The organism is Kaistella sp. (genome assembly GCF_049588135.1).
Lineage (GTDB): Bacteria > Bacteroidota > Bacteroidia > Flavobacteriales > Weeksellaceae > Kaistella.
Genome location: NZ_JBAVFG010000050.1, coordinates 1 through 13,812, shown reverse-complemented (window position 1 = coordinate 13,812; position 13,812 = coordinate 1). Strand labels below are relative to the sequence as shown.

13 protein-coding genes are annotated in these 13,812 nt (G+C 34.1%); 8 read left to right on the top strand and 5 right to left on the bottom strand.

Annotated features, from left to right (window positions below):
- From WBY99_RS02840 to WBY99_RS02825, 4 genes are all read right to left on the bottom strand, one after another.
- On the bottom strand, positions 1 to 251 hold a 251-nt coding region (locus WBY99_RS02840; protein WP_423974836.1), incomplete at its 3' end, for a hypothetical protein.
- Between the two features lie 196 nt (positions 252 to 447).
- Positions 448 to 1,428, bottom strand: a complete 981-nt coding sequence (locus WBY99_RS02835) for a dipeptidase (RefSeq protein WP_423974835.1) — start codon at positions 1,426 to 1,428, stop codon at positions 448 to 450.
- 270 nt (positions 1,429 to 1,698) lie between these two features.
- Entirely contained in the window at positions 1,699 to 2,670 is a 972-nt protein-coding gene (locus tag WBY99_RS02830) for an NAD(P)H-quinone oxidoreductase (protein ID WP_423974834.1), read from the bottom strand.
- Between the two features lie 16 nt (positions 2,671 to 2,686).
- A complete protein-coding gene (locus WBY99_RS02825; protein ID WP_423974833.1) occupies positions 2,687 to 2,824 on the bottom strand; it encodes a hypothetical protein in 138 nt (45 codons plus the stop codon).
- A 329-nt stretch (positions 2,825 to 3,153) separates the two neighbouring features.
- Here WBY99_RS02825 and mnmE point away from each other — a divergent pair, with 329 nt between their 5' ends.
- The 3 genes from mnmE to gcvP all read left to right on the top strand — a co-directional run bounded on the left by mnmE (position 3,154) and on the right by gcvP (position 8,844).
- Complete coding sequence (gene mnmE, locus WBY99_RS02820) at positions 3,154 to 4,545, top strand: tRNA uridine-5-carboxymethylaminomethyl(34) synthesis GTPase MnmE (protein ID WP_423974832.1); 1,392 nt, start codon at positions 3,154 to 3,156, stop codon at positions 4,543 to 4,545.
- Positions 4,546 to 4,825: 280 nt separating this feature from the next.
- Positions 4,826 to 5,479 carry a DnaJ domain-containing protein gene (locus WBY99_RS02815; protein ID WP_423974831.1) on the top strand — a complete coding sequence of 218 codons (654 nt, stop codon included), beginning with the start codon at positions 4,826 to 4,828 and terminating at the stop codon, positions 5,477 to 5,479.
- A gap of 506 nt (positions 5,480 to 5,985) precedes the next feature.
- Positions 5,986 to 8,844 (top strand): aminomethyl-transferring glycine dehydrogenase, encoded by a 2,859-nt coding sequence (gene gcvP, locus WBY99_RS02810; protein ID WP_423974830.1) that lies wholly within the window; start codon positions 5,986 to 5,988, stop codon positions 8,842 to 8,844.
- Positions 8,845 to 8,943: 99 nt separating this feature from the next.
- On the opposite strand, the gene WBY99_RS02805 is transcribed toward gcvP, so the two are convergent.
- Positions 8,944 to 9,858 (bottom strand): T9SS type A sorting domain-containing protein, encoded by a 915-nt coding sequence (locus WBY99_RS02805; protein ID WP_423974829.1) that lies wholly within the window; start codon positions 9,856 to 9,858, stop codon positions 8,944 to 8,946.
- Between the two features lie 328 nt (positions 9,859 to 10,186).
- Between WBY99_RS02805 and WBY99_RS02800 the strand changes: the two genes are divergently transcribed.
- From WBY99_RS02800 to WBY99_RS02780, 5 genes are all read left to right on the top strand, one after another.
- Positions 10,187 to 11,341 (top strand): hypothetical protein, encoded by a 1,155-nt coding sequence (locus WBY99_RS02800; RefSeq protein WP_423974828.1) that lies wholly within the window; start codon positions 10,187 to 10,189, stop codon positions 11,339 to 11,341.
- An 80-nt stretch (positions 11,342 to 11,421) separates the two neighbouring features.
- Complete coding sequence (locus tag WBY99_RS02795) at positions 11,422 to 11,673, top strand: AbrB/MazE/SpoVT family DNA-binding domain-containing protein (protein WP_423974827.1); 252 nt, start codon at positions 11,422 to 11,424, stop codon at positions 11,671 to 11,673.
- Positions 11,661 to 11,987, top strand: coding sequence for a type II toxin-antitoxin system PemK/MazF family toxin (locus tag WBY99_RS02790; RefSeq protein WP_423974826.1), 327 nt, complete (start codon positions 11,661 to 11,663; stop codon positions 11,985 to 11,987). The genes WBY99_RS02795 and WBY99_RS02790 overlap by 13 nt, the downstream gene beginning before the upstream one ends.
- A gap of 3 nt (positions 11,988 to 11,990) precedes the next feature.
- On the top strand, positions 11,991 to 13,346 hold the full coding sequence (locus WBY99_RS02785) for a deoxyguanosinetriphosphate triphosphohydrolase (protein WP_423974825.1): 1,356 nt from the start codon (positions 11,991 to 11,993) through the stop codon (positions 13,344 to 13,346).
- Between the two features lie 58 nt (positions 13,347 to 13,404).
- Positions 13,405 to 13,812, top strand: a 408-nt coding sequence (locus WBY99_RS02780; RefSeq protein ID WP_423974824.1) for an SPFH domain-containing protein, incomplete at its 3' end; no start/stop codon positions are given.

Sequence of the window (13,812 nt, the reverse complement as noted above, 5' to 3'; positions counted from 1 at the left end):
GCTTTTTTTGTTTTAATAGTGGCGGTTTTATTTTCGGTGTTCACTCTTTTTACGTATTTATTTCCTTTTCTGGTTTTTTTCTTAATCTTGTAACCGTTATGTTCGGGGTGCTTCGGATCCACAATATTATGGAGGTCTTGGGTAATTGTAGCTGTTTTTTTTACCTCATCTTTTTCTTTTGGCTTTGTTTGTTGTGCTTGTGTTAATGCTAAACCACCAAAGAAAATCATTAATGCGATTAATTTTTTCATAATGTTATTTTTAATTTGTTTAGTGTGTTTTTATCAATATTAATGCCATTTAATTATTAATGTTTTGTTAATGTTTTTGTAAAATTCAATAATTGATAATATATAGGATTTATTGATTGAAGACCTTCGATACAGTAATATGTTTCTAAATTTTTAATTATTGTGCTATTTTTTTAAGATCAAATTTCTTTATCAACTACTTCCAAAGTCGTTTAATAAAGTCCAAAGCATTCTGATTGCTGATTTTACCGACCTGTTCAATTCCAAATTCTTTTTCCAAATCTGCATTAATTTTCGGATAACAACCAGCATTGTCATGTGCTGCAAAATAAAAAGGAATTCTGGATTTGTCGGGGTGATCTTTCGTGTAAAAATAATCTGCACCATAACAGATTGCATTTTTTCCGCCCAATTTTAATCCGTGTGCGAGGTGTTCTTGTAGTGCATCTGCTTTTTCCGGATTTACAAAAGCGCGTACAAAGTTGAGACCAATCAATCCTTTTTGGTGAATGATTTCTTTCGCAACATCATCGGGCAAATTCCTTGGATGATTAAAAACAGAACGATAATTAGAATGACTCGCCATAATCGGAACAGTGACATTCTCTTTTGAAATATAATTTAAAATATCATAGGCCAAAGCATCGCTCGTATGCGAGAAATCGATGGCAATATTTTTATTGTGCAAATAATCAATCAATTCTTTTCCATCATTTTTTAGTGCGGCTTTTGAATAGTTTCCACCACCAAATCTATTCTCTGTATGATGGGTAAAGCCGATGTATAGTATCGAGCCTACGTTTTCAATAATTTTTTCTAAATTTTTAAAACCCTCTTTCAAAGTTATATTTTCATCACAAAAAGCGGAACCACTTTCTACAGAAGCCAACATTCCGATATTTTCGTTGGTCAAAATCGTTTCTAAATGCTGTTTTTCAAAACGATATAATTCATTTTCTTGAGTAGTTAAGTCTTGAAAAATTTCACTTTGTTTGAGTCCAAATTCATGACTGTTTTTTTCTGTCGGTGCAAAAATCGCCATAACCTGCAATTTTACATTTCCTTCTTTTAAATAAGGAATAGCGCAACCGATATCTGAGGTATTGTAAATACTGGAGTTTGGTTGCGTAAGATAGCTGAGTAAATCGCAGTGAAGGTCGATTACAGGATTTTTCATAATGTTTCTTGTTTGGACGAAAGCTGATTATCAGAATTCGAATTGACTAAAATACTGTTTTTGAAGTGAGTAAACGAATCAAAAACGTGTTCTGAATTCGTTATTTTATTTAAGAATGACTTTGTAGGCGAACAGATTCTCTAGGAGTTCGTATGAAAAGTAATTTTCACATTAACACATTAACACATTAACACATTAACACATTAACACATTAACACATTAACACATTAACACATTAACACATTAACACATTAACACATTGTTACACCTCTACATTATTAAAAGAATCTTCCCAATATGTTCGCTGCTTTCCATGAGTCTGTGCGCATCGGCGGCTTCTGCTAAAGGAAATTTTTTATAAATGATCGGATGGATCTCTTTGGAATCAAACATTGGCCAGATATTTTTTTCTGCTTCCTGAGCGATTTGGGTTTTTACTTCGACGGTTTGGGGCTTTAGAAAACTTCCAGTCAGGGTGAGATTCTTAGCCATAATGGTGCGCAGATTAAGATTCACCTCCATGCTTTTCATACCGTTGATGTAAACGAGACGCCCTTTTTTATTCAAGATTTCGAGATTTTTTTGGGTATAATCTCCACCGACCATATCGAGAATGACATCGATTTTCTCGCCTTTCCAGACTTCTTCAAAGGCTTCTGTAGTATAGTTGATTACTTTGTCGACTCCCATTTTTTTGAGGAAATTGGTCTTTTCTTCGCTTCCTGCTGTGGTGTAGGTTTCGCAGTCCCATGCTTTTGCCATTTGCAAACCCATGGTTCCGATACCGCTCGTGCCACCATGAATCAATAATTTTTCGACGGGTTGCAGTTTGCCCAACATGAAAACATTGAACCACACTGTAAAAACCGTTTCTGGAATGGCTGCTGCATCTTCCAGACTGATTCCTTTCGGGATGGGAAGACAGTGCGAGCTTTCGACTGCGACATATTCTGCATAACCACCGTCGGCAATAAGGGCACAGACTTTATCGCCGACTTTTTTATTTTTAACCTCAGCGCCGATCTCTTCAATGACGCCAGAAACTTCTAAACCGGGAATTAATGTTTGGGGCGAATCTTTGCCATAAGTGGCGGTATTTTTTCGGGTGATCACATCGCTGCGATTAACGCCAGCGGCTTTTACTTTGATTAAAACTTGGTTTTTTTCGGGAGTTGGTTTTGGTGTTTCTTGGAGTTGTAAGACTTCAGGCCCACCTGATTTAGTGATGTGGATGGCTTTCATTTTATTGATATTTAGATCATGCTGGTGTGTGATTTTTTTTGATTGGTCTTTCAAATATGGTTTTGTTATTCTTTCTATAGCGATGTGCACGAGTAAATAACGTTTTAGCAAGCAAGAGGTCGGGTTTTGGGTATGAAGCTTTGTTCGCTAACATATTTTTTTCTTTGCGCTATGATTAGTTTGTCCATTAGGTAAATTTACTAAAAATGAAATTTCTAGTCTATCAAAATATTATATATCATTGTATCTCAGGATAAAATAAGGAATAAAAAATTTTAAAACCTCCAAAAGAAGGACTGTCCTTCATTCTAGCCCCGATGGAAACGGCATCCTTTTTTGTTATTGCAATATCGAAAATTTCAATAGATTGCTTCACTTTGTTTGCAATGACAAAAAAGATATAGTGGACAGCGGGTGGATTTTTCGGAGAATGCGATTGTTTGTTGCTCCTGAAAATAGGGATTATTTCCGTAATTTTGTGGCATGAATCAAGATACAATCTGTGCCCTTGCAACCGCAAATGGAGTGGGAGCTTTGGGAATTATCCGCCTTTCTGGCGAAAATGCCGTGAAGATTGCACAAAAATCTTTTAAAGGAAAAAATTTAGAAAACCAAAAATCGCATACGGTGCATTATGGTTTTATCATCGATGGTGATGAAACGATTGATGAAGTAATGGTTTCGGTCTTTTTGGCTCCGAAAACTTTTACCACCGAAGATATTGTAGAAATTTCTTTCCACGGATCGCCACATATTGCGAAGAAAATTTTAGAAATTCTTCTTAAAAATGGTGCGAGAATGGCAAAAGCCGGAGAATTCACGATGCGCGCTTTTATGAACGGCAGAATTGATTTATCACAAGCTGAATCGATTGCAGATTTGATTGCTTCGGAAAATGAAGCTTCACGAAAAGTGGCTTTAAATCAGTTAAAAGGTGGAATTACGAACGAAATTTCGATCTTGAGAAATGATTTGCTCAATTTTACTTCTTTAATTGAATTGGAATTAGATTTTGGGGAAGAAGATGTGGAATTTGCGGATCGTACTGCCATGAATAAATTGTTGCAAAATCTTCGACATAAATTGAGCGCTTTGATTGAAAGTTTCCAATACGGCAATGCACTTAAAAATGGAGTAGAAGTTGCTATTATCGGGAAGCCAAATGCTGGAAAATCGACGCTTTTAAATGCTTTATTGAAAGAAGAAAGAGCTATTGTTTCGGAAATTGCAGGAACGACGCGCGACACGATCGAGGAAGTGATTCATCTGAAAGGAACAGCTTTTCGTTTTGTAGATACTGCAGGATTGCGGGAAACGACTGATATTATTGAAAAAATTGGCGTAACGAAAGCGAAAGAGAAAATTGCTTCTGCTAAAGTTTTGCTTTATTTATATGACGAATTTGATTCCACGCCAGAAGAAGTAATCGCTTTTGTGAAGGAATTTCACCGCAAGGATTTGAAAATTGTACTGGTTCATAATAAAGTAGATTTGACGAAAGATCAGATTCAAAACACTTTTGACAAGCAGTTGAACGCAGAATTATTTCCCGAATATTGTGATGAACTTTTAAGAATTTCCGCAAAAGATCAAACCGGAATCGAAGCCGTAAAAACAATTCTTATCGATTACGTAGAAAATCTAAAAGACCAGGAAAGTAATGTGATCATTACCAATCAAAGACACTACGACGCTTTGCAAAAATCGTTACAATCGGTTCTTCAGGTGGAAGAAGCTGTGAGTTCAGGAATTCATACCGAATTGTTGGCGTATGAATTGAGAAACGCGTTGGAACATTTGGGTGAGATTTCTGGCGAGTTTACGAATGATGAGGTGTTGGGGAATATTTTTTCTAAATTCTGTATCGGGAAGTAACTACTACAAAATAAACCCTTAAAAAACCGGTGAAATAATTGTGATAAGGATTTTATTGCAAAGACGACCGTAGTAAAATACTGTTCAGATGATTGTGCCAAAAGATCCTACAAAGCCTATAAACGTGCGGGAAAAATAGGCGTTTCAAAAAGGACTATCCGTAAAACTTGTAACCAGCTACCTACTTTGTAAAAACGAACCTGATGTTTTACAGCAATTAATTTTTTAAATCCTTACTTTTGCTCATCAAATAACGTTTGGATACTGTTTTTAAACTGGAATGAAAAATTATTATTATTTTCTTGGTGTTAAGGAAAATGCTTCAGAAGAAGACATCAAAAAAGCATATCGTAAATTATCCTTAAAATACCATCCCGATAAAAATCCCGACGATGATTTTTTCGAAAGCCGTTTTATAGAAATTAAGGAAGCATATGAAATGTTGATTGATGCGGAGAAACGTAGAATGTACGACGATAATTTAAGTCATCAACAAAGAAGTTACCGACCGAATCTGCCGCCTACAATTAAATCTTTTACCACAAATAAAGTAAGGGTTCAAAAAGGTGAAGAAATTGTAATTTCTTGGCAAACTCAAAATGCAGATATTGTAAAAGTATTGCCGTTCGGTCTACAAAAAGGATATGGCGAAAAAGTAATTCGAATTACAGAGTTTAAAGACGGGAAATTTCAATTGCTATTGCATGTAACCAATTCGCTTCTAAACAAAACGATTGTTCAGGGAATTACCATAACTGAAATTTTTGAGAATAAAAGTGAGGAGTTTAGAAATGAGGTGGAAGATCTATTTAAACCCGAAAAGCCAACACGTATTAATCCACAAGGACTTCCGAGATTGATTCGAATCATAATGGTACTCATCATCATGATGTTGATTGTAGTACTATTATTGTCGAAGAATTTCTTTAATTAAAAAGAATTCCAAGGATTGTTATTAAGCCATTTTAAGCCTTCCAGGACATTTTTTACATCTTTTTCCTTTCTTAAATTTTTTACAACAATTCTTTTTACCACAAATGTATTGCTCTTTACTTTCACTAAAAGGGGTGAGTGGCAATATTTTAAAAGGGATTATTTGACCGTTCATAATGCAAATGTAAATTTAATTTAGAATAAATCAAAATAAGAATTGTTAATTGTGATTTTTTTTAGGAAAAAGAAAGATTGAAATTAGATTTCTCTATTGATGAGCTTTTATTGATTTTAAATGGTTCTGTCCTGATTGACAAAATTGATTTAAACAGCATTCTCAAGCGATATTTTAAATAATGTTGAAGCAGTAAATTCCGATCTTTTTTCTGATATTGTCTAGCAAATTACCGAGTAATCTTATTTTAAATGAGATTTATCAATTGTGGTGTTGCCCAAAAATTTGTATTTTTACGCACCTTTATTTATGATAAAATCTAGTAAAAATATATGAACACTACACAATTTGTAAACCGTCACATTTCTTTGAATGAAGCCGATACACAAGCAATGCTAGCGAAAGTTGGTGTTGCGAATATCGAAGAATTAATTGGTCAGACCATTCCTGATTCTATTCGTTTAGAAAAAGAACTTTCGATTTCTGATGCCCTTTCTGAGTATGAAATGTTGGCGCACTCTAAAGATTTAGCCTCTAAAAATCTAATGTTCGATAACTATATCGGTTTCGGATATCACAACACGATTTTGCCAAGTGTCATCCAAAGAAATATTCTCGAAAATCCTTCTTGGTACACCGCATACACGCCTTATCAAGCAGAAATCGCACAAGGAAGATTAGAAGCATTATTAAATTTCCAAACGGTGGTTTGCGATTTAACAGGTTTTAAATTGGCAAACGCTTCTCTTTTAGATGAATCTACTGCCGCTGCAGAAGCGATGCACATGTTTTTCGAAAGCAGAACAAAAACGCAGAAAAAATCAGGTGCGCAGAAATTCTTTATTTCAGATTTGGTATTTCCACAAACGGTGGCCGTTCTGAAGACAAAAGCCGAAGGTTTAGGAATCGATATTATTATCGGAGATTATAATAGCCATGAGTTGAATGATTCTTATTTCGGAGTTCTATTGCAATATCCGGGAAAAAACGGAATCGTAATCGACTATTCTGAAAGTATTCGAAAATATAAAGAATTTGATTTACAAGTAGTTGTGGCATGTGACCCAATGGCTTTAGTTAAATTAAAATCACCAGCAGACATGGGCGCAGATTGTGCAATAGGAACTACTCAACGATTCGGAATCCCGATGGGTTACGGTGGTCCTCATGCAGCATTTTTTGCTTGTAAAGACGAATATAAAAGAGATATTCCGGGTCGAATTATTGGAGTTTCACAGGATGCATACGGAAAACGCGCTTTAAGAATGGCATTGCAAACTCGTGAGCAACATATTAAAAGAGAAAAAGCTACTTCTAATATTTGTACAGCGCAAGTGCTTTTATCAGTGATGGCAGGTATGTACGCAGTTTATCACGGTCCGAAAGGTTTGAATTTTATTGCTGATCAAATTCATTTTAAAGCAAATGCACTTCGTGATGCTTTGAAAACTTTAGGTTTTGATGTTACAGAAGAACCGATTTTCGATACCGTAAAATTAAGAATGAATGAAGACGAGAAAAAAGGTTTAACGAGTTTGATGAGAGATCACAAAATTAACCTTAATTATTTCTCGGAAGGTATTGTAAGCATTTCTATCAACGAAACAACAACGGATTTGAAACTTCAAACGTTGTTCGAATCTTTTGCTCAATTTAAAGATAAGCAGAGTTTTAGACTTCAATTCAAAGAAGAAGTTTCTATTCCGGCAGAAATTTTGAGAACTGATGCAATTTTGAAAGAAGAAGTTTTCAATAAATACCATACAGAAACCGAATTAATGCGTTACATCAAACGTTTGGAACGTAAAGATTTGTCTTTAACCCACTCGATGATTTCTCTCGGTTCTTGTACCATGAAGCTGAATGCAGCAACTCAAATGTTGCCTTTATCCTGGGCAGAATGGGGAAGTGTTCATCCATTTGTACCAATTGAACAAGCTGGTGGTTATCAAATTTTAATTAAAGAATTAGAAAAAGATTTAGCAGAAATTACAGGTTTTGCAGGAACTTCTTTGCAGCCAAATTCTGGTGCGCAAGGCGAATATGCAGGATTAATGGTCATCCGTGAATACCATAAATCCCGTGGCGAAGGTCATCGTAATATTGTGCTTATTCCACAATCTGCACATGGAACAAATCCGGCTTCTGCGGTACTTGCTGGAATGAAAGTGGTGGTGGTGAAAAATCTTGAAAATGGTGAAATCGATTTTGAAGATTTAAAAGCAAAAGCTGAATTACACAGCGAAAATCTTTCTGCGGTGATGATTACCTATCCTTCAACTTATGGTTTCTTCGATGATAATATCAAAGAAATTACAGATTTAATTCACTCCCACGGTGGTCAAATTTATATGGATGGTGCAAATATGAATGCGCAAGTTGGTTACACTTCACCAGGAAATATTGGCGCAGATGTTTGTCACTTGAATTTACACAAAACCTTCTCTATTCCTCATGGTGGTGGTGGTCCTGGAGTTGGTCCAATCTGTGTGGCTGAACATTTGGTGAAATTCTTACCAAGCAATCCAAATATTAAAATTGGAACCAAAGAATCTATTGATGCCATTTCTGGTGCGCCTTACGGATCGTCTTTGGTCTTAAATATTTCTTACGCTTATATCAAAATGTTAGGAACATTTGGTTTGAAAAAAGCCACTGGTCATGCGATTCTTAACGCCAACTATTTGAAAGAAGTTTTAGGAGAGCATTTCCCAGTACTTTATTCGAATAACAAAGGACGCGTTGCTCACGAATGTATCATCGATTTCCGTCAGTTTAAACCGCTGGGGATAGAAGTTGCCGATGTTGCAAAACGTTTGATGGATTATGGTTATCACGCACCAACAGTAAGTTTTCCTGTTGCCGGAACTTTAATGATTGAACCTACTGAATCTGAAAGTAAATCAGAACTCGATCGTTTCGCAGAAGCTTTAATTTCCATTAAAAGAGAAATTGATGAAATCGCAGAAGGGAAATATGACACTGCAAATAATGTTTTGAAAAACGCTCCTCACACCGAACAAATCGTAATTTCCGATTCTTGGGATAAACCTTACAGCCGCGAAAAAGCCGCATATCCATTAGATTGGGTTCGCGATCACAAGTTTTTCGCATCCGTTTCCCGAGTTGATGAAGCGTATGGCGACCGAAATTTGGTTTGTACTTGCGCGCCGATTGAGAGTTATATGTAAATCGCAATTTATAAAGAACAAATCCCCTTCAGTTTTTGGAGGGGATTTTTTTATTGTAGCGCAAAGTCGGGGATTTTATGATTTCAGATTACCGAACTGCTATTTTTTAATAATCTTAGCGGTATAAATTTTACCTTGTAGGCTTGTGGTTTTCACCAAATAAATTCCTGCTTTTAAGCTTTTCAAATTAATTTCTTTTTCTGAAGTGGAAGATAATACTTTTTGTCCAGCGATAGAATATACTTCGATTGTTGAAATTTTTTCATTCATCGGAAGTTGAATGTTCAATAAATCGATTACTGGACTAGGGTAAGTCGTTGCTTTTTCTTTTACTACATTGTCTACTGCAAGTAGACTGTTGTTTATTTTTATGTTATCGTAGTATGCATCGCCGCCATAATTATTATGAAGGATGGTAAGCCCATCAATATTTACTTTGCTTGTATTTGGGGTTGTTAAAAACTCAACATCATCAAGATAATAAGTAATCGTATCTTCTGTAATTGCAATTTTCATGTTATACCAAGTGTTTATTTTCCATTTCGGATCGGCATACACGAAACCTTCAAAATTCTTTTCGGTAAATAAATAAATGTAACCTCTGTTTTCAAAACCTACTGATAATAAGATGTCGTAAAGGTTTTCATCAATTTTATTATAAAGAGAAAATTCAAAATCAGCACCCATTTGTTTCCCAGAATAAAAATCATAAGAAATCGTTGTGTTTTTATAATCGAAAGAAGGACTAAAAGATTTTTCTGCACCGAAAATAGGAAACCACTGTGGATTATATTCAGTTACTTCTGCGTTTTTAAAAGAATAACCACTTTTAGAAACTTCATCAGTAATTATTTGATTGGTCAAAAGTCCATTTGTAGCTTCTGTAACCGTCCATCCATTTTGTCCGTGAATATTGCCAAGCACATAACCTTCTGAAGGTTCAAATGAAATCGTTTGTTGCGCAATGCCATAAAAGGATAATAATCCCAAAGTTAAAAGATAAATCTTTTTCATAATATTTTATTTTTTCAATAATACAAATTTATTCTGAAAACCATGAAATCAGCTAGTCCGCTTTTTTGTGTAATTTTCGATGAATTTCTTAAAGAAGTTGAAGTTTTTGTATTTCTCAAATTTATTGTTATTGATGAACAATTAAATGATCTGATTTTTCGTGAAAGGTATAAGTTCAAAGTTCGTTTTTCAGAATGATCATATAATCTTTTTTCGAACGATTTCTGTTTTTATGTTCTTTTCTTTCGTAGGAAATACATATAAATCAGTTACAAATATTCCCAAGCGAAAATTGGGGGTTTTTTTATAAATTTCAAAAAAAATAAAAATGAAAAACAAATATCATTTATTCTTCCTAATAATCCTTTTTTCAGTAAAAATTGCCGCTCAAAAAAATAATGAAAATATCGTTTATATCGTTGATGAAATTGTTGTTAAAGATGATCCTGAAAGAGGAAATAATATCAATAATGAAGATATAGAGAAAGTAGATGTAGTTAAAAATAAAGATTCATTGAAAAAAATCGGTTTCGAAAAATTCGATCGAGCTATTTTTATTTATACAAAAGAATATAAGAAAAGAAATTCTGAAGACAAAAAAATTCCGTCTACAAAGCAAATGGAAATGAAAAATGGAAATGTTTGGTATTTTAACAATCAAATCTATAATGGAAAATTTATTGATTATTATTACAATGGAAAAATCCAAGGGGAAGGAATTTTAAATAATGGAAAATTGGAAGGATTGAGAAAAATTTATTTTCCAAACGGAAATATTTCTATGGAGCGGAATTACACCCAATCAATGTCGAATGGTTTGGAAAAAGAATATTATGAAGATGGTTCATTAAAACAAAAAGGAATAATGAAAACTGGAAAAGAGGATGGAATTTGGGAAATGTACTTTCCGAATGGACAAGTGAAACAAAGAACAAATTTCGACAATGGAAAAATGATTGATAAATCTGTAATTTATTATTCCAATGGGAATATTTATGGGACAGAACGAATTGAAAACGGAAAAATAATTCCTGATTCGCAATATGAAGAAATAAATAAATTGATGAAGAAAAGTAATGATCATTACCAAAACGGAAATATAAAATCGGCAATAAAACAATTAGATAAAGTAATTCTTATTAATGAAAATTATCAAGCTGCCTATTTTTCGAAAGGAACAATGTTGTTGAATGAAATGAAATTTGATGAGGCAATTGTAAATTTTGATAAAGCTTTAGATATTGAACCTTTTTATGAAAATGCATTATCTAATCGTGCTTTTGCGAGAATCAGAAAATATGAATTGGCAGGAAATAAAATTTTTGGAAATAAAGAAATAACAGTTTTAACTTCAAAGAAGAAAGTTGAAATTCCAGAAATTGATCTGAATAAAATTTGTAGTGATTTAAAACAAGCAATATTTTTAGGTGATAAAAATAAGATGAATTTTGAAGAGCAAGAAAAATATTGTTTCAAAAAATAATTTGAAAATTCCCAAGCGAAAATTTAGAGATTCTTTTTGAAATGTTATAATATTGTTATAACTTTGATAAAAAGTAAGGAATGAAAACTAAAATCCGAAAAATTGGGAATTCTTCTGGCGTTATTTTAAGTAAAAAAATGCTCGAAGAATTAAACATAGAACCAAAAGACGAGTTAGAACTCATCGTAAAAGATGGAAAGATTTTGATTCAAAAAGTGGCGGAACCAAGAGAAAACTGGAAAGAACAATTTGTAAAAGCCGGTTCTTTAAAAGGAAAAACGGAAATCATGGATTTCTCGAATAAATTTGATGAAGAAGAATGGACTTGGTAAAACGTTTTGAAATCTATTTCATCGAATTTAATCCGACGGTTGGAAGCGAAATCAAAAAAACTCGTCCTGCGGTTATTATTTCGCCTGATGAGATGAATGATGCGTTGAATACGGTAATTGTTGCGCCTTTAACTTCCACTTTGAAAAAATATCCGTCAAGAGTGAGTTGTGTGGTTAAAAATAAAAAAGGTCAAATCGCTTTAGATCAACTTCGAAGTGTGGATCAATTTCGATTAAAGCAAAAAATTGCTGTTTTAAAAGAAAATGAACAAAACGAAGTTTTAGAAATTCTCAATATAATTTTTTCAAAATAAATAATGATTCTCAATCAACTTTTCACCAACCAACGCACCGGACAAAACGCCGCAACGCTTGCTTCCAGAACAGATTTTCAAAGAGATTTCGATCGCATTATTTTTTCTGCCGCTTTCCGAAGGCTGCAAAATAAAACACAGGTTTTTCCGCTTCCGGGAAGTGTTTTTGTGCATAACCGTTTGACGCATTCGCTCGAAGTTTCCTCTGTGGGACGAAGTTTAGGAAGTGCCGTTGGAGATTTTATTTTTAATAACTATAAGAATGACCTTGATGAAAATGCTCGGAATTTTTATCAATACAATCTTCATAATGTGATTGCCGCAGCTTGTCTGTGTCATGATGTTGGGAATCCTGCGTTCGGACATTCCGGCGAAGATGCGATTGCCAGTTATTTTGAGAAAAATGAAAAAGATTTAAAGCAAAAATTCACCGAAAAAGAATGGGCAGATTTGGTCAATTTCGAAGGAAATGCCAATGCAATGCGGGTTTTAACGCATCAACAAAACGGGAAAGATGAAGGCGGAACTCAACTCACTTTCACCACTTTGGCGAGTATCGCAAAATATCCTTGTGAATCGATTGCCAAAAAGAAAGGCGTCATTCACCGCAAGAAATTTGGCTTCTTTCAAAATGAAAAAGATACGTTTCTGGAGATTGCAAAATCGGTGAATTTAATTCAGGAAAGTGAGAAACCAACCATTTTCAAAAGACATCCTTTTGTGTGGTTGGTAGAAGCTGCAGACGATATTTGCTATAATATTATCGATATGGAAGATGCGCATCGATTGGGAATTGTATCAACTTCCGATTGCGAAAATCTGTTTTTCGACCTCATTAAATCTGAAAATCAAAATACGAAAAGAGTAGAAGATAAATTAGTGATTTTGACCAATGCCAACGAACGAATTTCTTATTTAAGAGCGAAAGTGATTAATGCTTTAATCAATAAATCTCTCGAATTGTATCAAACCAATTTTTCGAAAATCTTAGATGGAAATTTAAACAAAGCTTTACTCGATATTTATAAATCTGAAAACAAATCGCTGCAAGAAATAGAAAGTTTTTCCATCGAAAAAATTTACAATCACAAAAATGTGATCGAAATTGAAAACGCTGGTTACAACGTTATGTACGAGCTTTTGAATCATTTTATTCCGCCAATTTTAACCAAAAATTCGGAGCGAAAATCCTATGATAAAATGGCTTTGAAATTATTGCCAAAACAATTTCTCTACGAAAACGGGACTGATTATCAAAAGGTTTTGGGCGTGATTGATTTCGTTTCGGGAATGACCGATAATTTTGCCACCGACCTTTACCGAAAAATTAAAGGAATTGATATTGGAATGACCATGTAATTCAGAAAAAAAACGATATCTTTAAACATTCTATTAATTAACCAATTAAATTTAAATTATGCCAATTTTAGGAATTATAATCTTCTTCGGATTGATTGTTTTATTCGCCTCGTTTTTCACCGTGAATCAGGCAACAGCAGCGATTGTAGAGCGTTTAGGGAAATTTCTCGTCGTTCGCCAATCTGGTTTGCATTTGAAAATTCCGTTTATCGACAAAGTTGCCAAACGAATGAATCTTCGAATTCAGCAGTTAGATGTAATTATCGACACGAAAACGTTGGATAATGTTTTTATCAGAATGAAAGTTTCTGTGCAGTATCAAGTAATTGCGTCGCAAGTTGCCGATTCTTTTTACCGATTAGAAAATCCAGAAAACCAAATTACTTCTTATGTTTTCGATGTGGTGAGAGCGGAAGTTCCGAAGTTGAAATTGGATGATGTTTTTGTGAGAAAAGACGATGTTGCG